Genomic DNA, 21,565 nt, shown 5'->3' with positions numbered 1-21,565 from the left:
GGAGAATCGAGGGTGTTTTCAATGGAGGTCGATCATGACTGAGAACGTTGCAGGCATCACCATTCCCGATAGCCAACTGACGCGCGAGATCACCGAGCTCGTTCGCGATACCGCGTCTCCGTTGCTGTTCCATCATTCCAGCCGAGTGTTCTATTTCGCGGCGCTTGCGGGCCAGCGGCGCGAGCTGAAATACGATCCCGAGTTGCTCTACTGCGGCTGCATGTTCCACGACATGGGGCTCACGCACGAACACAGCAGCGCGTGCGAGCGTTTCGAGGTGGACGGCGCCAACGCCGCCCGCGATTTCCTGAAGGGCAAGGGCATCTCGCAGCAGGATATCGACGTCGTGTGGACCTCGATCGCGCTGCATACCACGCCGGGCATCCCGCAGCACATGCATCCGGTGATCGCGCTCGTTACCGCGGGCGTCGAGATGGATGTGCTGGGCCTAACGTATCCGGAATACAGCGACGTGGAGCGCGAGGCCGTCGTTCGTGCGCATCCGCGTACGCCGCACTTCAAGGAAGACATCATTCAGGCGTTCTACGACGGGATCAAGCACAAGCCTGGCACGACGTTCGGCAACGTGAAGGCCGACGTGCTCGCCGACAAGGATCCGCATTTCCACGCAGGCAATTTCTGCAGCGTGATCCGGTCGTCCGCGTGGGCCGGCTGATTGCTCGCGGGATGGCGCACGATCTCGGGTATTGAGCGAAGGTCGTGCGCGAAAGGCGAATCGTGGCTCCTGAATTACTAAGTAGTGCGATTGTATATGGCAACCGCGCGATCGAATCCGGGCACACGTGAACGCCGCATCGTCAGGCGGCAACGCCATCATTCAGACAGCCGGCCCGAGCGGCCCCGCACCGTTGCAGGACGTCTGGCGCGATCGCGCGGTGATCCCGGCGCAGCGCATGCATGCGAAGGGGGGGCGGCGCGTACGGCACGTTTGCCGTGACGGACGAGGTCGGCCGATGCGTGAGGGCGGAAACCGCCTCGGTAATCGGTAAGCAGACGCTGGTGTTTGCGTGCTTCCCGACGGTTAGCGGCGGATGGGGTGCGGCAGACGTCGTTGGATAGCAGCGCGCGTCACATCGCCCGGGTGTCGAAGGCCATCCTTCACGACAAGTCGACAACTGCGCGAAGTCCGGGCCGACTGTATGACGCGGGCATCGCGACGACACAGGTTCGGCTGGCTGCGTCGTCGAGGCAAGCAGGGCGGGTGGGTGTTGTGGCATCGGCCGCGTCGCGGGCGGAAAGGTACCCGTGTATGGGAGCGTGACTCGTTACGCTGCCGGATTTTCAACCGATACGAGCGTTCCAATGGCTTACACACTTCATGACTTACCCGACAGCCCCTGTGTCGGTGTGTGCTCGACGTTGTTCGACGATGTCTGCAAGGGATGCGGCCGAACGGCCGACGAGGTCTCGCACTGGGTGTTCATGAACGATGACGAGAAACGCGCGATATGGGAACGCATCCGGCGCGCGTGCACGGCGATGCGATTCCGTCGCGGCGGACGGTAAATCGTCGGGAGCGGCGTTCCCGGTGACGGTGGCACGCTTGAAGAACATCTCCTTGTGCTGATCGTATCGCTCGACCTTGTTCGGAGGGATGAACCGGCGAAATGGGAGCAAATGAAACAAATTGAAAAGTTGTTACGTGACAACCGTCCGACATTTGCCGTGACTTTATATACTGAATAATTGCTCCCCACCCCCAGGCGAATCTTCGATTCGCGGCGACAGAAGCTTGCCTCCAGGTGAATGGGACATGTCACCTTCGCGCGCACCTTGCTGAGCACCTCAGGCGCGCCCATCATCCACGTCCGCATGTTTCCGGCAATACGCCTATAATGATTGGGCAAATTGCCGGGAGAGGTTATGAGCACCATTGCTTTCCATCCTTCGGGCGTCGCGCATCCGCGTCAGGCCGAATTCACGATTCTCGAACAGCTGCTGGCGATCCGTGTCCGATCGGGGGCCGATCTTGCCGAGCTGGCGAGCGCACGCGTCGACGTCTCGGTGATCGACCGTCTGTCCGAGCGCGGGCTGAAATCCGACGAGCTCGCCTTCATCATTCCGCGTCGCACGCTGAGCCATCGTCGTCAGGCGCACGAACGCCTGTCGCAGGAGGAATCCGACAAGGCGATCCGTCTCGCGCGCATCGTCGCGCAGGCGACGGCCACGTTCGGCGACCAGGAGAAGGCGATGGCGTGGCTGCGCAACGGGCTTCAGCGCTTCGGCGGCCGCACGTCGCTCGACATGGCGAGCACCGAGCATGGCGCGCGGCTCGTCGAGGAGGTCCTCACGCAGATCGACGAAGGGTACTTCGCTTGACGACGCTGTGGCGGATCAGCAATTTCGCCGATCTGAAGGGGATCGGCGGGTTGCGCGCCGGCGGCCGCTGGCATTTTGCCGGGCAGCCCGTCGTATATCTCGCCGAGCATCCGGCGCTCGCACTGCTCGAGACGCTTGTTCATTTCGAAATCGCCACGGTGGCGCAATTGCCGAGCGGATACCAGTTGCTTCGCATCGAGGTGGCCGATTCGATCGATATCGCCGAAATCGCGGAGGGCGACGCGCCGGACGACTGGCGAACCAACGTCGACTGGACCCGCAGCGCCGGCACCGAATGGCTGCACACGCAGCCGAGCGCGCTACTGCGCGTGCCGAGCGTCGTCGTGCCGCACGCGCACAACTTCCTGCTGAATCCGCTGCATCCGGCCGCTTCCGAGGTCCGTATCGCGGAAGTCATGCAATCGCCGTACGACACCCGTATTCTGCGGCTGATCCAGTCGCCGCCGGGCGAATAGGGCGCCGAACGACACGCGGCCCGCGCCGAGCGCGGGCGGGATCAGCGTTCGTGTGCGGCGCGGTCCGCGGCCGCATCGGGCGGCAGTGTCTGCCGGATGCGCGTGACCGTTCGCGTGCTGACAAGACCGAGCATTGCACTGACGTCGGCATGCGCGTGGCCTGCAAGCAACTGGCGGCGTGCATACGTATTGCGCAGCACGCGCGGGCTCATGTCCGTCGCGTGGAAGCCGATCGCGGTCAGCGCGTCGCGCACCACGAGCAGCAGGAACATGTCGTTCATCGCGCCACCGCCGCGCGGCGCGGGAAACAGCAACGCGGATGCCGGTGTATCTGTCGAGCGCACCCGCCATGCGGCGAGCGGCGCCAGCGCAAATTCGGCGAGCGTGATTCGACGCGCCGGCCGCGCCCGATCGCGCGGCACGGAGAGCGCAGGCGGCTGCGCGTCGAGATCGGGCGCGTCGCAGGTTGTCGCACGGATCTCGGCCGACGTGATGCCGCTCGCCAGCAGCAGCGCGACGATCGCGCGATTCCGGCAGTCGGTGGGCGTGTCGTTTGCTCGCGGCTGCACGTGGCGCTGCAGCGCCGCGTCGGCATCGGGCGGCAGATAGCACGGCTCGGGCTCGCTGTCCGGCCATGCGAAATCGCGCGTCGTCCGGCCGGCCGGATGGAACCTGCGCAAGCCGACTTCGACCAGATGCCGGCCCAGCCGGTCGATCAGCTTTGCGTAGCGCACGCGGGTCGACGTGCCGGGCGCGCAGGTGCGATCGAGTTCCGCCAGAAAGGCCACGACGTGGTCGGGTCCGAACGTGGCCACCGACACGCGTCGTCCGGTCAGATAACGCAGGAACCGTTCGAACATCGCGACGTGCTGCACGACCGATCGCGGCGCGAACGGTCGGCGATCGGCGCCGGTCGCGGCGGTTTCCTGCCACGCGCGGAAGGCGCCAACGGGGTCGTGAATCCAGCGATTCGTGTCCATGCACGATTTATAGCCGGACGCGGTCATGCCGGCAATCGTCCCGATGTCCTTTTGGCCGCCCGGCCCGATGCAAGCGACGTGTCAGTGCGCGGTACGCGTGTCGTCGATGCCGTCGTTGTTCATCGTCAGGTAGACGAGCACGAGCAGCAGCGTGATGAAGAAGCGGAACGCATCCGGCACGCCGTTCCATTGCTTCGACATCCACATGCCGAACCACTCGCCGCCGACCGACATGAAGGCGACCTGCCACGTGAGGAAGCCGAGCGTCAGGCCGGCGATCGCATACGCCTTGGCCGCGCGGAATGCCGTATCGCCGGTGCGTCGCGCGCGCAGCAGGCGGACCCCGCCGATCCAGCACAGTACGGCCGTCAGCGTTTCCATCGAGATGATGCCGAGATAGCCGGCATGATGAACCCACGTCGTGCCGATCGCGCGATACATGATCCCGTTGCCGGGGAACGTCGTGTCCATCAGGAACACGTGATGCACGAACGCGAAATTCGTCGCGTAGTCGGTGATGTTGCCGAACGCGACGAGCGAGGCGAAAAAGGCCACGGCAAGCACCATGGCTGCCTTGGAAAGACGAACCATCATAATGGACTCCGAAATGAATGGGCGGGCGAAAGCGCGACCGCGCGGCGATCAGCCGGCGTTCGGGGCGATACCTGCGTGAGCGTGTCCGGCGGGGCCGGCGGTTTGCGTGCATGGCACGGCGGCGCGGAGATCGGGACTGGAAAACCTGAAGCCGGGGTGGCGTCGAGGAGACGCACACGCCGGCTGGATCGAGTGCCCGCGCCAGGAGGGAGCGGCGATTGTCGGTCGAACGACGGGTGTCGTCAAGCGGGGGTGGCTCTGCCGGCCGCCGCCGTCATGCGTCGCGCGAAGGCGCAGTTGCCGCTGCCGTTCCTGCCTGTCCGCTCAGTCGCGCCAATGCAGTGAACGCCAGTTGCGTCGCGATGGCCGCGAGCGTGCCGGCCGCCATGCCGTTGCCGAGCACGATCTGCACCGGCGCACCGAAATGGCGATACAGGTTCGGTACCAGGATCGGCGCAAGGCCGACGACGAGCGCGGCCGCAAGCGTGTACTGGTTGGCGCGCGCATGCAGGTCGACGCCGGCGAGCAGCCGGATGCCCATCACGCCGATCATTGCGAACACGACCAGCGCGGTGCCGCCGACCACGGCGGCCGGAATCGCATACGCGAGCCGCGCGAGCGGCGCGAACAGCGCGATGACGATCAGGATCGCGCCGGCAGCGGCCGTCACGTAGCGCGAGCGCACGCCGGTCGTCTGCACGACACCGATATTCTCGGCGCTGGTCACGATCAACGGCGTGCCGAACAGCGCGCCGGCCAGCGACGCCAGCGCATCGCCGCGTATCGTCTTCGGCACGTCGCGCGACAGCGAGATCGCCTTGCCGCACGTTTCGCCGACGGCGACCGTCTGCGCGGTGGCCTCGGCCATCGAGATCGCGGTGAAGATCAGCAGCGGCAGTGCGGCCACCACGTCGAAGCGCGGCATCCCGAATGGCAGCCATACCGGATGGGTGAACAGCGGGCCGTGCCACACGTCGGCGAGCGCCGGCATCGCATCGAGCGCCCAGCCGAGCGTCGCACCGGCCATCAGGCCGATCAGCACCGCGAGTCGCCCGAGCGTGCCGCGGAACGCACCGGCCACGACGACGGTGGCGACGATCGTCGCCAGCGCCAGACCGAGCGCGCGCGGCTGCGCGAAATCGGCCGAACCGGGCTGGCCGACGACGATCGTCGCGTAGATCCGGATCAGGTTGACCGACACGAGCAGCAGCATCGCGCCGACGACGATGCGCGGAAAGAGCCGCAGGCAGCGCGTGAAGACGGGCAACAGCACCCAGTAGAACGCACTGGCGAGCAACGCCGAGCCGGCCGCCGTCGGCAGGCATGATTGCGCGGCGATGCCGGCGAACAGCATCGTCGGTGCACCGCCGGGCACCATCACGAACGGCATGCGCGCGCCGATCGCGCCGACGCCGAGCGATTGGACCAGCGTGCCGATCCCGCACGCGAAGAACGTCGCGCCGATCAACTGGACCGTCAGGTCCGCCGGCAGCGCGAGCACTTTTGCGATCAGGAACACGGCAGTGATCGGGGACGCGGCCATCGACAACACGTGCTGCAGCCCGAACAGCGCGAGCTGCCATGCGGGCAGTCGCGCGTCGACGGGCGTTGGGTTCGGATCGTGCGACACGGCAGGCCCCTTCGAAGCGAACGGCGACGAGCGCCGGAAACCGGCGGTGAACGGAAGGTCAGGCCCGCAGCCAGGGCAGTTGCGCGGCGCTGTAGCGGAACGTCTGGAACACGCTGTTGAGCTGGCCTGGCCCGGTTTTGCGCGCGGCCTCGTCCGGGTATTCGGCGAACCACGGAATCACGTATTCCCAGACGACCTCGCCGGCGGGCGTCACTTCGAACAGCCGGCCCGTCGACGATTCGGTGACGTGCGTGTTGCCGTTCGGCAAGCGTTGCGCGTTGCCCATGAACGGCGTGTAGAACAGGTTCACGACGTCATCCGCATACGACCACACGACGCGCTGTGTCGCCGGATCGATCTCGACGACGCGCGAGAACACGACGTGCGCGCCGTGGCGGAAATTGCCGTTGTCGAACGCTAGGATGTTGCCGTTCGGGAGCGGCACCGGCGCATGCTGGTGCGACACGACGTCGGGCCCGATCCGCAGGTCGACGCGGCCGGTTTCGCGATTCACGCCGATGATGCCGGACGTCGTGCGCAGGCTCATCAACACGCGGCCGTTCGCATCGACCGCGAGGCCGTTGACGAGCGGCCAGTGATAGCGCCCGAAACCGGCCGCGATCGGGAAATCCTCGGGCCGCAGATGGTCGCGCGCATGCCATTCCCAGACGATCTGACCGGCCCGGTTCACTTCGCGGATCACGTCCGCATACATCACCTCGTCGTCGCCGTGCGGCGTGCCGCCCGGCACGCGCCGCGCGAACGCGGCATCGACCGGTTCGCACGCGGCGTAGAGCAGGTTGCCGTTCGGCAGCCACTGCGCATCGTGGTGGTGCGCGGGATCCTCGTAGCGCCACACGGTTTCGCCTTGCGGCGTGACTTCGTAGAAGTCGCCGCCATGCCACATCGACCACGGCGCATAGCGCGATTCGGATTGCGGATGGTTGCCGTTATAGCCGAGGTTGCCGTTCGGGAGGATCACCGCATGGCGGCCGGGGCGCACGGGCATCTTCCACTGATGGGCGACTTCGCCGTCGATGCCGACGAGATAGACGTTGCCGTCGGCCGTCTGCGGCGCGATGAGCGTATAGCCGCCCGCGGACAGGGCGGGATCGTGGGCGATGAGGCCGACGCCTCGGCGGCGCTGGGTAATCTGGTCGACGGTTGTCACGGCTGTCTCCATTCGAATCGGATACGGGGATGCAGCGGAATCTAGACGATCCGGACGGTCAGTAAAATCGGATTATTCTTGACGGCCTGTTCGGAAAAATCTAACGGACCTTTCATGCGTTCGATATCGCAGACATTCCGCTGTTTCGACGAGGTCGCGAGGCGCGGCTCGATTCGCAAGGCGGCCGACGCGCTGCACCTGACCGCCGCGGCGGTGCACCAGCAGATCCGCAATCTCGAGGAGCAGGTCGGCGTGCCGCTGTTCGACCGGTTGCCGCGCGGCATGCAGTTGACGCTCGCCGGCGAGATCGTGATCGCGGCCGTGCGGCGCGGCCAGCGCGACTTCGACAACGCGCTCACGCAGGTCGAGGACCTGCGCGCGCTGCGGCGCGGGCACGTGAACCTGGCAGTACCCGCGTCGACCGCGGAAAGGCTCGTGCCCGACGCGATCCTCGCCGCGATGCAGCGCTATCCGGGCGTCACGTACAGCGTGCGCTCGGGAAACGGCGAGAGCATCGTGCGCTGGGTCGAGACAGGCGAGGCCGACATCGGCTATGCGTTGCGCCGGCGCACGTCGGCGGGCGTCGTCGAGGTGCGCGCGTTCGCTCAGCCGCTGGGTGTCGTCACGGCACCGGGCCATCCGCTGGCGGCGTCCGGCGGCAAGGTGCGGCTGCGCGACTGTTTCGCGCATCCGCTGATCCTGATGACGCCCGACACGGAGCTGCGCGCGATGTTCGACCAGATCGATGCGCGACAGCCGCGCAACGTGCGGCCGCTGATCGAGACGGGCTCGGTGCCGATGGTGCGGCGCCTCGCGGCCGAAGGCGCGGGCGTCGGCTTCCTGATCGCCGAGAACGTCGCGGACGACGTGGCCGCCGGCCGGCTCGCGTGGACGCCGCTTGCCGATGCAGGTGCCCGCTCGTTCAGCTGCATCTACCAGCGGGCGGACATGAGCGCGACCGTCGCGATGACGATGTTCCTCGAATTCTTCTCCGAGGCGATCGACGCGATGGAGAGCGGATTCGCGCGGGACGGCGGGGCAGCCCGCAAGCGCCGTCGGGCAGCAAAGTAACGCCATCGGCCGCGCGGGCGCATCGCACTGCGATGCAGTGCAACACGCGAACCCGCATGCGAAATCGGTGACGTTGCGCACACAACATCGGGCCGTACTACGCCGTTCCCTTATTGCGGAAAAAATTTTGTTCATGGGACTATCGAACGCGTTGCCGGCGCACCGAGGGGGGCGCAGGCAGCGTGATGTCCATCGCAACGACCTACGAGAACATCGGCAGACAATGAACAGAACAGCGATTTTTCCGTATGCGTCCGCATTGCTCGCGGCCGCCCTGTTGACGGCGTGCGGCGGCGACGTCGAGAACGAAGCAGGCCGCACGCCGACACCTTCCACCGATGCGAGCTGCCTCGCGGTCGACAACAGCGGCGCGACGGTCGTGGTCGGCTCGAACCAGCCGGGCGACCCGTCGCTGCCGGAAGCGTCGTCGGGCTATCGCACCGGGATGAAGCCGGTCTATGCGAAGACCTATCTGGTGGCCACGTCGAACGCCTACGCGAGCGCGGCCGGCTGCGCGGTGCTGAAGAAGGGCGGCACGGCCGCCGACGCGGCGGTCGCCGTGCAGGCCGTGCTCGGCCTGACCGTGCCCGAGGCAACGGGCCTCGGGTCGGGTGGCGTGCTGCTCTACTACGATGCGCGCGGCAAGACGCTGCAGGCGTATGACGGCCGGGAAACCGCGCCGGCCGCCGCGACGGAAAACTATCTGCGCTACGTCGATGACGCGACCGACCACTCCGCGCCGCTGCCGAACGCACGGGCGAGCGGCCGGTCGATCGGCACGATCGGCGTGCCGAGGCTGATCGAGGCGCTGCAGCAGGATCACGGCCGCCTGCCGTGGCAGAACCTGTTCGGCGATGCGATCACGCTCGCGACCAACGGCTTCCCGATCGGTGGCCGGCTCGCCGACGCGATCGCGGCGAATGCCGCGAACCTGAAGCGTGACCCCGAGGCCGCCGCGTATTTCCTGAACGCCGACGGGACGCCGAAGACGCTCGGCACCGTGCTGAAGAATCCGGCCTATGCACGCACGCTGACGCTGATGGCGCAGTCGGGTGCGAACGCGCTGTACACGGGGCAGATCGCGCAGGACATCGTTGCGAAGATCGCGACGACGAAGGGCGCGGACGGGTCGACGCTCACGCCGGGCAAGACGACCGTAGCCGACCTGGCCGCGTACCAGGCGAAGCGCCGCGAGCCCGTGTGCACGACCTATCGCAGCTACTGGGTATGCGGGATGCCGCCGCCGTCGTCGGGCGGCATCGCGGTCGCGTCGGCGCTCGGCATTCTCGAGAACTACGACCTGAAGTCGCTGAAGCCGACGGCGATCGATCTCGAAGGTGGCAAGCCGACCGTCGCGGGTGTGCACCTCATCACCGAGGCGGAACGGCTTGCGTATGCCGACCGCGACAAGTACGTGGCCGATACGGATTTCGTGCCGCTGCCGGGTGGCACGTGGAACACGCTGCTGAACAAGCCGTACCTGAAATCGCGCGCGGCGCTGATCGATCCGGCCAAGAGCATGGGCACCGCACAGCCCGGCAATCTGGGTGCAGTGCCGCTCGGTGTCGACACGACGCTGATCGAGCACGGCACGAACCAGTTCACGATCGTCGACGGCGACGGCAACGTGCTGAGCGCGACGACCACGGTCGAGTCGAGCATGGGCTCGTTCCACATGACCAACGGCTTCCTGCTGAACAACCAGCTGACCGATTTTTCGGCGAACCCGGTCGATAGCGCGGGCAATCCGGTGGCCAACCGCCTGCAGCCGGGCAAGCGGCCGCGCAGCTCGATGGCGCCGACGATCGTGTTCGGGCAGGCCGCGGACGGCTCGCGCGGCGATTTCGTGATGGCGACCGGTTCGCCGGGCGGCGGCACGATTCCGCAGTATGTGGTCAAGACGCTCGTCGGCGCGCTCGACTGGGGGCTCGATGCGCAGCAGTCGGCGGGGCTCGTCGACTTCGGCGCGAGCAACAGCCCGACGACCACGATCGGCGGCGAGCATCCAAACGTCAACACGACGAACAACGGAGCGAACGATCCGCTGATCACAGGGCTGCTCGCGCTCGGGCACAAGGTGTCGACGTCCGCGCAGGCGAGCGGCGTCAATACCGTGATGCGTGTCACGGTCGGCCAGTCGCCCGCGTTGCAGGGCGGCACCGATCCGCGTCGTGAAGGCGTCGTGCTCGGCGATACGTTCCGACCGTAACCGGGCAGGACGCGCGGCGCCGGACTGCCTGTCTGCATCAACGGGCGGTCGGGGCCGCGCATCGTGAAGGAGACGCAATGACGAACGCGCATCTGCTTGACATGGATGCGATCCTGTCGGTGCCGGGTTTTTCGAGTTCCTCGGCGACCTGGATTGCGACCGCGCGCTGGACAGTCGCGATGCCGAGCCGTTTGATGCGCAGTGGATGGCGTCGTTCGACGAAGTCGATGGCGATCCAGGCACAGCGGTCGACCGGGCGGCCGTGAGCGCGCTGAGGGAAAAAGCGTTCAAGCTCGCGTTCGGCGCAGCGGGGAACGCCGGTGTGGCGGCATGCGTATCCGACGATATTGAACTCATCGCGAGGAGCCGGTTGTCGGGTCGCACCGACGGCTGGCCGATACACGTGCTTTGGCATGCTTGCAGAAGCGGCCGGTTTCCCTGCTAGCCGTTTCGCCTGCCTGGTTTCCCGATCGGTCGCGGCATGCTCCGCGCGGCACGCCTCCAGCTTCCCCGATCTACCGTTCAATTCCGCCACAAGCCCCCGATTGTCAAACAGTGTGAGTCAATCGTCAGCATTTGCAACGGAAGTAACAGTCCCCGCAAATCAGTCGTTTTGCTCGTCCGCGCCGCTACATTAGCTCCACCTGCCGCACGTCGCGGCAAGGCATGCGACAAGCCGCACGAAGGCGGCCCGCAGCAACAACGTCTTTGGGAGAATGACCATGAACAAGATTCGTACGATTCTGGTGGGTGCTGCACTGACGGCGATGGCGACTTCGGCTGCGTTCGCACAGACGGCCCAGACCGGCGCCCAGGGTTCCGCAGGTGTCGGCGCGCAGGTTCAGACGCCGCTGCTCGGTGGCGGCGTGGGCGTGCAGGCCGGTGCCGGCGCGAATGCGGCAGGCTCGGGTTCGGGCGCGGGCAACGTCGTTGGCGGCGCGCTGAACGGCGTCGGCAAGACGGTCGGCGGCGTGGGCTCGGCAGCCGGCGACGCGGTTGGCGGTGCGACGCAAGCGGTCGGTTCGGCAGCGGGCACCGCGAAGGATGCCGCCGCATCGGCCGCCCACTCGACGAAATCGCACGTGAAGCACGTCGCGGGCACGGCAAAGAGCCACGCGCAAGGCGCGGTGTCGACGGCAGGCGACGTCGCAGGCGGCGCGAAGGCGAAGGCCGGCGAGGCGCTCGAAGGCGCGACGAACTCGGTGCAGGGTGGCGCATCGGTCGGCGTGAAGGGTTCGGCGTCGGCACAAGGCGGCGCGCTGTAAGCGTCACGCTTCCCGACAAAGCCCGGCCCGCTTCGATGCGGGCCGGGTTTTTTTTATTGGCGCGCGCGGTGCGCCGTTCATCTCATCCTCGATACCGGGATGCGTCGGCGTTCGCCACCCATCCGGCGACGCGACGAGCCTGATGCCCGCAGGCACGAACCGGCAGCGGGCGGCGTGTGCGCCCCCTGCCCATCGCCCTTCCGCCATGCTTAAATAGCGAGGCTCCCGGTTGGCGGGTTGCCGCGATCGCGGCGCCGGCCGATACGGGCCAGCATGTCCGATCGACATCGTGACGACAGACGACACCAAAACGCCGTTCCGGCCAGCCCGGCGCGGCCCGATAACATTCCGAGGCATCACGTCATGAACATCCTGTTCCGTTTTCTCGCGCTCGCCTGCGTGCTCTGGCTGGCCGCCTGCGCAGCGTCGCCCCCGCCGTCCGGCAGTACCAGCGCATCCGCCGCCGCACCGGACGCCAGCGAACGCCGCGGGCTCGGCACTGCATGGGGCGAGTCGGTGCGATCCGAAACCCGTCAGGTCGATTTCGAGCGCGCGGATCCGGCGAAGCCGACGGATCTTGCGTCGGTCTACTACAACGACGCGTTGCCCGGACATCCTCCCGCGTCCCAGGTTCGCCGGTTGCCGACCCGCGTCGCGCTCGCCAACGGCGACATCGCGCTGTCGTTCACGGACGAAAAGGGCGCGCCGCTGCGTCTCGCGCGCAGTGACGGCCGCTGGCACATGGCGGGCGTCGAAGGTTCGCGCTACATGATCGTGCTTCGCAACCAGGGGCGCCGTACGTTCGAGATCGTGTCGAGCGTGGACGGGCTCGACGTGCTGTCGGGGCGGCCCGGCAGCTATACGAACGGCGGTTACGTGCTGTATCCGGGCCGCACGCTGACGATCGAGGGTTTCCGCAAGAGCCGTGACGAAGTCGCCGCCTTCCGCTTCGCGGCGGTGCCCGACAGCTATGTCGCGAATTCGAAGTACGGCGATGCCGCGAACGTCGGCGTGATCGGCGTCGCGGTGTTCGCGCAGAAGGAGAGCGACGAGGAAGCGCTGCGCCGCAACGCGAATCCGTTCCCCGGCAATGACAACGGCTATGCGCCGCCGCCGGTACCGCGTGGCGAGTGACGGCACCTCGTGGATCAGCCGCGTGCGTCGTGACGAACGACGCGCGCGGGGCGATCCTGGATCGGGGCTGCCCGAACGGCATGCCGGCGCATGCGATGAACTTCACGACCATCCTGCGCGATTCATGCGGACACGGATCATCCCGACGAAATCGATTGCGTTGAAGCTCGCGGCGCTGGCGCTGCTGGCCTCGAGCGCCGCCGTTGCCTTCGCCGAAACGCCGGCGCCCGAAGCGGTGCGGCTCGCCAATGGTCACGAGATCGAATGGGTGCGCCCGAGGTTGTTCAAGGTCGATGCCACCCGCCACAAGAAAACGGCACTGATCGTGCCGGCCGCGCTCCGCCGTGCGTTGGCCGATGCATCGAGCGTCGCGTTTCCGTCGGACCGCTCGAAGCGGATCGACGGCAAAGACTATCTGCTGGTCGTCGTCAACCGCTCGTCGAGCAGCCGCCCGACCGGATATTGCGGCGCGGGCGAAGAAGGGGCGCTGTACGTGCTGGAACTGCACGGCGCCCATGCCGTGCCGCGTTTCTCGCTGCCGGTTCAAAGCTGCCTCGACTCCGTTTCGCTCGACACCGACGGTGGAGCGCAATCGCCCTACCTGGCGATCGCGTGGCGCGACGACCCGGTCGGCATCGACATCCGATGGGAAATTCTCCCTCACGGCGGTGCAACGCATCGCGTCTATCGTTTCGTGAACGGCACGTTTGTCGAGACCGGGATTCCGCAGTAACGTGGCCGGGCTGCGGCACAATGGCCGTTCGAATGCGCATCGCGTGTTTCCCCATGTTCCGGTACGACGGAGAACCTCATGTCGCTGCCCGCTTTCAGGTACCATCCGGACCCGCTCGCAACGGGCAGCGTGATCCGCTCGGACGCGCGCTGCGTGTGCTGCGGTGATGCACGTGGTTACGTATACGCCGGCCCCGTGTATGCGGTTGACGAGTATGAGCAATGCATCTGCCCATGGTGCGTCGCCGACGGTTCGGCACACGCGCGGCTCGATGCAGTCTTTACCGATACGTACGGCATCGGCGGCGGCGAATGGGATGAAGTGCCTGACGCGGTCGTCGATGAAATCGCCTGTCGCACGCCGGGCTTTCGGGGCTGGCAGCAGGAACGGTGGTGGACGCATTGCGGCGATGGCGGGCAGTTCATCGGCCGTGCGGGTGCCGGCGAACTGACCGCGCTCGGCCCGCAGGCCGTTGCATCGATTCGGGTATCGACCGGACTCGCCGAGGGCGCCGAATGGGCGCGCTTCTTCGCGGTACTCGACAAGGACGGCTCGCCGACAGCGTATATGTTTCGCTGTATCCATTGCGGCGAACTCGGCGGCTACCAGGATTGCGATTGATGGCCCGGCTGGCGGCATCGCACGGCGGTCGCTGGCCCCATCGTCATGAAACAGAGGAATCTTCGTGAAGTTCATCCACGCGGCAGACATACACCTTGACAGCCCGTTGCACGGCCTGAGCGCGTATCCCGACGCGCCGGCCGCGCAGTTGCGCAACGCGTCGCGCGAGGCGCTGCGGCAGCTCGTGGATCGTGCGATCGAAGAGGAAGTCGCGTTCCTCGTGATCGCCGGCGACCTGTACGACGGCGACTGGAAAGATCACAACACGGGCATCTTCTTCGGCCAGCAGATGGGGCGCCTGCGCAAGGCCGGCATCCGCGCGTTCGTTCTCGGCGGCAACCACGATGCCGAAAGCGAGATGACGAAGAAGCTGACGCTGCCCGACAACGTCACCGTGTTCGGCCACCGCAAGGCGGAAACTCACAGGCTGCCCGAATTCGACGTCGCGCTGCACGGGCAGAGCTTCAAGGACAAGGCTGTCGTCGACAATCTCGCGATCGGCTATCCGGACCCGGTGCCCGGTTACTACAACATCGGCGTGCTGCACACGGCGCTCGAAGGCTATGCGGCGCACGCGAACTATGCGCCGTGCACGCTGGCCGAACTGCATGCGAAAGGCTATGACTACTGGGCGCTCGGCCACGTGCACGAATTCCAGCAATGGTCGGGGCCATCCACGGTGGTGTTTCCCGGCAACCTGCAGGGGCGCCATATTCGCGAGACGGGCCGCCGCGGCGCGGTGCTCGTGACGGTCGAGCAGGGCCGCACGCAGGTCGAGCGGCTGTATCTCGACGTGCTGCGGTGGGAAGCCGTGTCGGTCGATGCGGTCGATTGTTTTACCGTCGCCGACCTGTCGAGAAAGATCGGCCAGTCGCTGGAAACGCTGCTGACCGTCGACGGCCATGTGCCGCGCGCGGTGCGCGTGACGGTCACGGGGCGCACACCCGCGCATGGTCTCTTTTTCGGCCGTGCGCCGCAGTTGCGTGCGGAGGTGCTGAACCAGATCGGCATCATCGGCAACGAGCGGCTGTGGCTCGAGAAGGTCCGGCTCGCGACGTCCGCGGCGGATCATCAGCCGGGCGAAAGCGAGCAGCTTGAAGCGCTGGAGGACCTGAAGCAGATCCTGGCCGACGCCGCGCGCGATCCGGAGTTCCTCGAGCTGCTCGAGCGCGACCTGAAGCCGTTCGTCGGCAAGGTGCGCAGCGACGTGAAGGAAGAGGTGCCGTTGTTGACGATGGCGCGCGCGGGCGAGCTCACGGCACTCGTCGAACAGGTCGGGCCCGCGTTGCTCGCGCGGCTGGCGAGGGGGGAGTAAGGAATGCGGATCAACCAGCTCGATCTGATCAAGTACGGCAAGTTCACCGACGAGACGCTGCGATTCCCGTCGGCCGGCGAGGATTTCCATGTGATCGTGGGGCCGAACGAGGCCGGCAAGTCGACGATTCGCACGGCCGTGTCGGAACTGCTGTTCGGGATGAAACTGCAGACGCCGCTCGATTTCCTGCACAGCACGCCCGAACTGCGGATCGGCGGCGTGCTGGAGAGCGGCACGGGCGAACTCGCGTTCCACCGCGCGCGGGGGCGCAGTCCGCTGCGCACACCCGCCGACGACAAGTTGCCCGACGACTATCTGGCCGCCGTCCTCGACGGCGCCACGCGCGAATTCTTCGAACAGATGTTCGGGCTCGATCACGGGCGTCTGGTCGACGGCGGCCGGAGCATTCTCGACGCCTCCGACAAGCTCGGCCAGGTGCTGTTCGAATCGGCTGCGGGTGTCGGCAGTCTCGGGCCGGTGCGTGAGGAGCTCGATGCGCGCGCGCTCGAATTGTGGGCGCCGCGTCGCAGCGGCAGCGCGTTTGCACTCGCCGAATCGTCGTTCAACGAAGCCGTGACCGAACTGAAGACGGTCCAGGTGCGCACGCGCGACTGGGTCGAACGCAAGGACGCGCGCGAAGCGGTCGAACAGCAGATCGAGCAGGCACGCGCGGAACAGCGCCGGCTCGAAGCGCTGCGCTCGAAGCTCGAACGCGTGCGACGGCTGGCGCCGTACCTGAAGGAGCTGACGGTCAAGGACGCGGCGCTGGCGGAGCTGGGCGCGGTCGTCGAGTTGCCGCCCACCGCGTATGCGGACCTGCTGAAGGCGCAGGGCGATCTCGCGGCCGAACAGAAGGTGCTCGAGGAACGGCGTGCCGACCTGCATGCAAAACGGCAGGCGCGCGATGCGATCGACGCCGACGCCGACACGCTGGCGCTTGAAGCCGACATCGAAGCGCTCGACCGGCTGCGCGGCGCGTGCATGAATCACGCGCAGGATCTGCTGTTGCTCGGCGCGGATGTCGAGCGGCACCTGTCCGCTGCATTTGCAGCGGCCGGCCAGCTCGACTGGCCGACGGACGAAGCGTCGCTGCGCGCGTCGCTGCCGACCGCGTTGTCACTGAAGACCGTTGCAAACCTGCTGCGCGAACACGGTGCGCTGCACCAGGCACTTGCCGGCGCGCGCGAATCGCTCGACGAGCGCACGCGCGAGCTTGCGCAGGTGCAGGAACAACAGGCGCGCCTGTCGACCGTCGAAGTGCCGGAGGCGCTGCGTGCGGCGTTGGCCGATGCACAGGGCTTTCGCAACAGTGGCCAGCGCGAGCAGGCGCTCGAACAGGAAATCGCCGCCGCCGAACGCACGTTGTCCGGCGCGCTCGATGCGCTCGGCCAATGGCGCATGCCGGTCGATACGCTGCGTGCGCTCGACGTGCCGTCGGCGGCGCGGCTCGGCACGCTGCTGAAGGAAGGCAGCGAACGCGCGAGTGCGGTCGCGGCTGCACGCGACGCGCGGGACGGCGCGCTCGAAGAGCTCGAGCGGCTCGAACTGCAGGAGAAGCACTTCGCGGAGAACCACAAGGTCGTCACGACCGCCGACGTGCTGGCGGCGCGTGCGCGACGCGACGGCGCGTGGGGTGATATCCGCAGCGGCGCGGTCGATCTCGCAACGGGCGCGCCTGCGGTCGACGACGCGATCCGCCTTGCGGACGAACTCGTCGATGCACAGCTCGGCGCGACGCAGGCGGCGGCGACGTTGCAGTCGCTGCGTCAGCAGGTCGAATCCGCACATGCCGGCGTGACGCGCAGGCAGGCCGCATTGGACGAGCGCGAGCGTGAGCTCGCCGCGCATCGCGACGCATGGGCCGCGCTCGCGACAGCGGCCGCGGTGCCCGGCATGCCGCTGGCGGCGATGGGCGACTGGCTTGCGAAGCGCGACACGGTGTTCGCCGCGCAGGCCGATCTCGACCGGCTACGCCGCGAATTCGACACGATTCGCGCCGCGCGGGCGGGTGCCGAAACCACGCTGCGCACGGCACTGCGTACCGTGTCGCGAGGCGGTGAGTCGGATGGCCTGGCGGCGCTCGTCGCGATCGCCGAGACCTTCGTGCAGTCGGCCGAGAAAGCGCTCGCGCAGCAGGACAGCCTGGAGGATCGCGCGCGGGAGGCGGAACGCGGATGCGCGACGGCACAGTCGCGCGCCGGCCACGCGCAGACAGCCTACGATGCGTGGCATGCGCAATGGCGCGACGCGCTGGCCGACGCCAAGCTGTCCGCGAGCGCGGCGACGCTGGCTGCGGCGGAGGGTGCGCTCGGGCTCGCCAACGCGGTGACGGCCGAACTGGCCGATGCCGATGCGCCGCGCAACCGGATCGCCGCGATCCGCGCCGAGCTGGCCGCGCTCGAGGCGGGCGCAAGGCGGCTTGCCGAAGCGCTCGCGCCGGAATGGCTGGCGAGCGGAGACTGGCCGGACGTCGCGCGCCGGCTGACGATGCGCCTCGCGGCCGCCCGAGAAATTGCGCGTGCGATCGGTCGTGCCGACGAGGCCGTGCGTCAGGCCGACGGCAAGGTCGCGGACGCGGCTGCCGCGGTGGCCGGTGCCGATGCACGCATCCAGCCGCTGCTGCAACTAGCCGGCGTTGAGTCGATCGACGCGGCGCTGCCACTGGCCGAACGCTCGGATCGCCAGCGCCAGCTTCGGCAGGCGGTCGATGCCGCGCACGAGGCACTGGTGCGCGATGGTGACGGCCTGTCCCGTTCCGCCGTCGAAGCGGAAGTCGCGGAACAGGACATCGCCGACGTACCGGCGCAACTCGAAGCGGTGAAGCAGTCGCTCGGCGACGTCGGCAAGCGGCTGAACGAGCTTGCACAGCAGCAGGTCGTGGCCGATCAGGCGTTCGGCGCGATCGACGGCCAGGCGAACGCGGCCGTTGCCGAATCGAAACGCCAGGAAGCGCTGGCGGCGATGGGCGAAGCAGCCGAACAGTATCTGGAGGCGGCCACGGCGAGCCGGTTGCTGAAGTGGGCGACGGATCGCTATCGCGACCAGAAGCAGGGGCCGATGCTCAGGCGTGCGGGCGAGATTTTCGCCGGGCTTACGCTGGGCGAATTCGCGCGGCTGACCGTCGATACCGAACGGACGCCGCCCGCCCTGTATGCACGGCGGACGAAGGGGGTATCGGTCGAGGTCGCCGGGTTGAGCGAAGGAACGCGCGACCAGTTGTTCCTCGCGCTGCGGATCGCGGCGCTGGAACTGCAGCTCGGCAGCCGGACCGCACTGCCGTTCGTGGCCGACGACTTGTTCATCAACTTTGACGATGCGCGCGCGAAGGCCGGCCTCGATGCGCTGCGCGATCTGTCGACGCGAACCCAAGTGCTGTTCCTGACGCACCACGACCATCTGCTGCCGCTCGTAAGGGATGTATTCGGCGCGCGGGTCAACGTGGTCGAACTGCAGCGCGCGCCGGCCGGTGCGTGATGCGGGGCGTGCGTGGATGCTGACGCACGGGCAGGGTCATCGCGAACAGGTAGTATGTGCGGTTCCGAAATGCACGCGTCCGGTTCTGCCGGTCGCGGTCAGGCCACACGAGGGGGGAATATGAAAAAGCTGGTAGCCGCCATCGCGTTCGCGGCGGACAAGCATCGCAATCAGCGGCGCAAGGACGAAGAAGCGTCGCCGTACATCAACCATCCGATCGCGCTCGCGGATGTGCTGGCCAACGAGGCCGGCGTCGAGGACGAGCGCGTGATCGTCGCGGCCGTGCTGCACGACACGGTCGAGGACACCGAGACGACCGAGCAGGAATTGCTGCGGCTGTTCGGCAAGGACGTGGCGGACATCGTGATGGAAGTCACCGACGACAAGTCGCTGCCGAAGGAGGAGCGCAGGCGCCTGCAGGTCGAGCATGCGGCGACCATCAGCCGGCGCGCGAAGCTCGTGAAGCTGGCCGACAAGATCTGCAACCTGCGCGACATCGCGCGGCATCCGCCCGCGGACTGGCCGCTCGAACGCAAGCAGGCGTATTTCGACTGGGCGAAGTCGGTTGTCGACCCGATGCGCGGCGTGCATCCCGGTCTCGAGGCGATCTTCGACACCGCCTACGACGCACGGCCGGCGGACTGAGGCGCCCGCATGCGATCGGCTCGATCCGTCGGATCCGTCGCGCGGCAATCGCAGGCCGTGGCGGGTGTCGATGTGGGTGGCGAAAAGAAGCGATGCGATCTCGTGATCCTGCGCGGACGGACGGTCGTCTGTCGCGAGGAGCGGATCGCGCCCGAAGCGGTGCCTGCGCTGTGCCTCGCCCATGATGTCGTGGCCGTCGGTGTCGACGCACCGAGCCTGTGGTGGACGGGGAGTGGGCGCCGCGCGGCCGAACAGGTGCTCGCGCGCGAACGGATTTCGTGCTTTCCGACACCGTCTCGGGAGCAGGCGGTTGCGAGCACGTCTGGCTTCTTCGACTGGATGTTCATGGGAGAGCGTGTCTACCGCGCGCTCGCGGACGCCTATCCGCTGCTGAGCGGCGCCCGCTATGCGGGCGGGCGCGCGAGCTTCGAAACCTATCCTTATGCGATCACCTGCGCGATGCTGGGGAGGGCTGTCGCATCGGCGAAGCAGAAACGCAACCAGCGCCGGCAATTGCTGGAACGACTGGGAGTCGACGTGTCGACGCTGAAGTCCGTCGATGCGCGAGACGCGACCCTTTGCGCGTTGACGGCGCAATGCGTCATCGACGGGAATGCGCACGCGTATGGCGATGCGGAGGGCGGATATATCCGCGTGCCGATCGTGAGCGAGACGATCGTTCTCGACGCGCTGTAGTCGGGTCGCGCGGCCCGGGCGAGGGGCGTAGCGAAAAGGTGAGCTTTTGCGGGAGGAGCGTGACCTCCTGGTCTGTGTGACGACCCAGGCGTCTCGTGCTGCGACTTTCGGTTGGCAAGCATCGGGATGGCGGGCGCACACGACATGACGCCGGTGCGCGACGCGATCCCGAGCGGCGTGACTTAATCCTCGAGGATGGCTTTCGGCACGCTGGACAGATCGCAGGCTTGTGCCTGATCGAAGTAGCCTTCCGCATCGTTGATCATCACGACCGCGACGTCGATCAGCTCGTCGAGCCGTTGCAGCAGCGATTCACGCCATTCGATGTCTTCGTCGCGCTCGGGCGTCTTGTCCAGCTGCTCGATGATCGAGTCGGCCGTCTGCAGGAAAGGAATCGCCTGCTGATAGTTTTCGATCGAGACCATCGCTGCGTTGCGCGCGCCGACGAGTCGCTCGCGGTGCTCGTCCGCCAGTTCGGATTCGCCGCTGATCCGCGGCAATACATCAGAGATGCGTTGCAGAAGCGGGGGAGCCTGTTCTTCCAGGATGACGGCGCGCTCGCGCAGCGCTGCATATTCGTCGCGAAGGTCGGCGTCGCCGGGTTGAGTGGTGCTGTCCATCGTAGCTATGAGTGCGTGGTTCGGTCGCGGCATGATACTCGACGGCACCCGATTCCTTGCCCGTTCGGCGACCTCATACTTATATATAGCGGGACGAGAGGTATACGTCACATCAATAGAGCGTGGCCTGTGTCGTGATGCCCGGCCGGTCGTACCCGAGCCCCCGTGTGCGTCAGCGCACGGGGGCTTTTTCAAAATATTTTCACAAAGGGGCTTGCGTAGATGGGGGTGGGTGCTTAGAATCACGCCTCTTTCGCGCTAACGGAAACCCGGCGCGGGGGAAGGGAAGCAGGGCGGGTGGTGCGCAGCAGTCTGGAGCGCGCAGCCGGCCTGGAAGTTGAGCCCCGCAGTCGCAACGGCGCAGTAAAAAAGTTGTTGACGAACTGCGAAACACGGTTCATAATTTCGCTTCTCTGCTGCTGAAAACGCAGCGCTGCTGAGAAACGCGAAGTTTCTCGCAGAATGCTCTTTAAAAATTAACAGCCGATAAGTGTGGGCGCTTGATGGAAGCGAGCTGATCCTCGGATCAGATAGCGAAAGTATCAAGAGTCTCACACTAAAGTAAGTCAGGTTTATGAAGTGATTCATATT

General features: G+C 66.8%; 20 protein-coding genes and 1 pseudogene. 15 read left to right on the top strand and 6 right to left on the bottom strand.

What is annotated here, in order from left to right:
• The first annotated feature begins 34 nt into the window (after positions 1-34).
• The 5 genes and pseudogenes from F3J15_RS18840 (at position 35) to F3J15_RS18820 (ending at position 2,816) form a co-directional block, all read left to right on the top strand.
• On the top strand, positions 35-676 hold the full coding sequence (locus tag F3J15_RS18840; protein WP_089449026.1) for an HD domain-containing protein: 642 nt from the start codon (positions 35-37) through the stop codon (positions 674-676).
• A gap of 115 nt (positions 677-791) precedes the next feature.
• A pseudogene (locus F3J15_RS18835) lies at positions 792-1,068 on the top strand (catalase); the annotation flags it as partial.
• Between the two features lie 255 nt (positions 1,069-1,323).
• Positions 1,324-1,527 (top strand): DUF1289 domain-containing protein, encoded by a 204-nt coding sequence (locus F3J15_RS18830; RefSeq protein WP_166893423.1) that lies wholly within the window; start codon positions 1,324-1,326, stop codon positions 1,525-1,527.
• 357 nt (positions 1,528-1,884) lie between these two features.
• A complete protein-coding gene (locus tag F3J15_RS18825; protein WP_039362838.1) occupies positions 1,885-2,340 on the top strand; it encodes an antitoxin Xre/MbcA/ParS toxin-binding domain-containing protein in 456 nt (151 codons plus the stop codon).
• Positions 2,337-2,816, top strand: coding sequence for an RES family NAD+ phosphorylase (locus F3J15_RS18820; RefSeq protein WP_069249931.1), 480 nt, complete (start codon positions 2,337-2,339; stop codon positions 2,814-2,816). The genes F3J15_RS18825 and F3J15_RS18820 overlap by 4 nt, the downstream gene beginning before the upstream one ends.
• A 41-nt stretch (positions 2,817-2,857) precedes the next feature.
• Here F3J15_RS18820 and F3J15_RS18815 read toward each other — a convergent pair whose 3' ends face one another.
• From F3J15_RS18815 to F3J15_RS18800, 4 genes are all read right to left on the bottom strand, one after another.
• The gene (locus tag F3J15_RS18815) at positions 2,858-3,796 is read right to left on the bottom strand and encodes a site-specific integrase (protein ID WP_166893372.1); all 939 of its coding nucleotides are present in this window, start codon (positions 3,794-3,796) and stop codon (positions 2,858-2,860) included.
• An 81-nt stretch (positions 3,797-3,877) separates the two neighbouring features.
• Positions 3,878-4,390, bottom strand: a complete 513-nt coding sequence (locus tag F3J15_RS18810) for a DUF2165 domain-containing protein (RefSeq protein WP_166893370.1) — start codon at positions 4,388-4,390, stop codon at positions 3,878-3,880.
• 274 nt (positions 4,391-4,664) lie between these two features.
• Positions 4,665-6,020, bottom strand: coding sequence for a uracil-xanthine permease family protein (locus tag F3J15_RS18805; protein ID WP_166893368.1), 1,356 nt, complete (start codon positions 6,018-6,020; stop codon positions 4,665-4,667).
• Between the two features lie 58 nt (positions 6,021-6,078).
• Positions 6,079-7,203, bottom strand: a complete 1,125-nt coding sequence (locus tag F3J15_RS18800) for an aryl-sulfate sulfotransferase (RefSeq protein WP_166893366.1) — start codon at positions 7,201-7,203, stop codon at positions 6,079-6,081.
• Positions 7,204-7,305: 102 nt separating this feature from the next.
• Here F3J15_RS18800 and F3J15_RS18795 point away from each other — a divergent pair, with 102 nt between their 5' ends.
• Positions 7,306-8,262, top strand: coding sequence for a LysR family transcriptional regulator (locus tag F3J15_RS18795; RefSeq protein ID WP_166893364.1), 957 nt, complete (start codon positions 7,306-7,308; stop codon positions 8,260-8,262).
• A 223-nt stretch (positions 8,263-8,485) separates the two neighbouring features.
• Entirely contained in the window at positions 8,486-10,471 is a 1,986-nt protein-coding gene (locus F3J15_RS18790) for a gamma-glutamyltransferase family protein (protein ID WP_069249937.1), read from the top strand.
• A gap of 37 nt (positions 10,472-10,508) precedes the next feature.
• On the opposite strand, the gene F3J15_RS18785 is transcribed toward F3J15_RS18790, so the two are convergent.
• Complete coding sequence (locus F3J15_RS18785; RefSeq protein WP_166893362.1) at positions 10,509-10,886, bottom strand: hypothetical protein; 378 nt, start codon at positions 10,884-10,886, stop codon at positions 10,509-10,511.
• Positions 10,887-11,193: 307 nt separating this feature from the next.
• Between F3J15_RS18785 and F3J15_RS18780 the strand changes: the two genes are divergently transcribed.
• The 8 genes from F3J15_RS18780 to F3J15_RS18745 all read left to right on the top strand — a co-directional run bounded on the left by F3J15_RS18780 (position 11,194) and on the right by F3J15_RS18745 (position 20,354).
• Positions 11,194-11,736: a hypothetical protein gene (locus tag F3J15_RS18780; RefSeq protein ID WP_089487587.1), complete on the top strand. Its 543-nt coding sequence runs from the start codon at positions 11,194-11,196 to the stop codon at positions 11,734-11,736.
• Positions 11,737-12,099: 363 nt separating this feature from the next.
• Positions 12,100-12,870, top strand: a complete 771-nt coding sequence (locus F3J15_RS18775; RefSeq protein ID WP_166893359.1) for a hypothetical protein — start codon at positions 12,100-12,102, stop codon at positions 12,868-12,870.
• 124 nt (positions 12,871-12,994) lie between these two features.
• Complete coding sequence (locus tag F3J15_RS18770; protein WP_144020747.1) at positions 12,995-13,603, top strand: hypothetical protein; 609 nt, start codon at positions 12,995-12,997, stop codon at positions 13,601-13,603.
• Between the two features lie 78 nt (positions 13,604-13,681).
• Positions 13,682-14,224, top strand: coding sequence for a CbrC family protein (locus F3J15_RS18765; protein WP_166893357.1), 543 nt, complete (start codon positions 13,682-13,684; stop codon positions 14,222-14,224).
• A 64-nt stretch (positions 14,225-14,288) separates the two neighbouring features.
• Positions 14,289-15,539, top strand: coding sequence for a DNA repair exonuclease (locus F3J15_RS18760; RefSeq protein ID WP_166893355.1), 1,251 nt, complete (start codon positions 14,289-14,291; stop codon positions 15,537-15,539).
• 3 nt (positions 15,540-15,542) lie between these two features.
• Positions 15,543-19,013, top strand: coding sequence for a YhaN family protein (locus tag F3J15_RS18755; protein ID WP_166893353.1), 3,471 nt, complete (start codon positions 15,543-15,545; stop codon positions 19,011-19,013).
• 120 nt (positions 19,014-19,133) lie between these two features.
• On the top strand, positions 19,134-19,658 hold the full coding sequence (locus tag F3J15_RS18750) for an HD domain-containing protein (RefSeq protein WP_166893351.1): 525 nt from the start codon (positions 19,134-19,136) through the stop codon (positions 19,656-19,658).
• A 9-nt stretch (positions 19,659-19,667) separates the two neighbouring features.
• A complete protein-coding gene (locus F3J15_RS18745; RefSeq protein ID WP_166893349.1) occupies positions 19,668-20,354 on the top strand; it encodes a DUF429 domain-containing protein in 687 nt (228 codons plus the stop codon).
• A 182-nt stretch (positions 20,355-20,536) separates the two neighbouring features.
• Here the strand turns inward: F3J15_RS18745 and F3J15_RS18740 are convergent, their stop codons facing one another.
• The gene (locus F3J15_RS18740; protein ID WP_166893347.1) at positions 20,537-20,974 is read right to left on the bottom strand and encodes an ATPase; all 438 of its coding nucleotides are present in this window, start codon (positions 20,972-20,974) and stop codon (positions 20,537-20,539) included.
• Positions 20,975-21,565 lie beyond the last annotated feature (591 nt).

Source organism: Burkholderia sp. Ap-955, assembly GCF_011753045.1.
In the GTDB taxonomy this organism is placed as follows: domain Bacteria; phylum Pseudomonadota; class Gammaproteobacteria; order Burkholderiales; family Burkholderiaceae; genus Burkholderia; species Burkholderia lata_D.
Note: the sequence above shows the minus strand (reverse complement) of the source record. Positions and strands in the feature narration are given on the sequence as shown.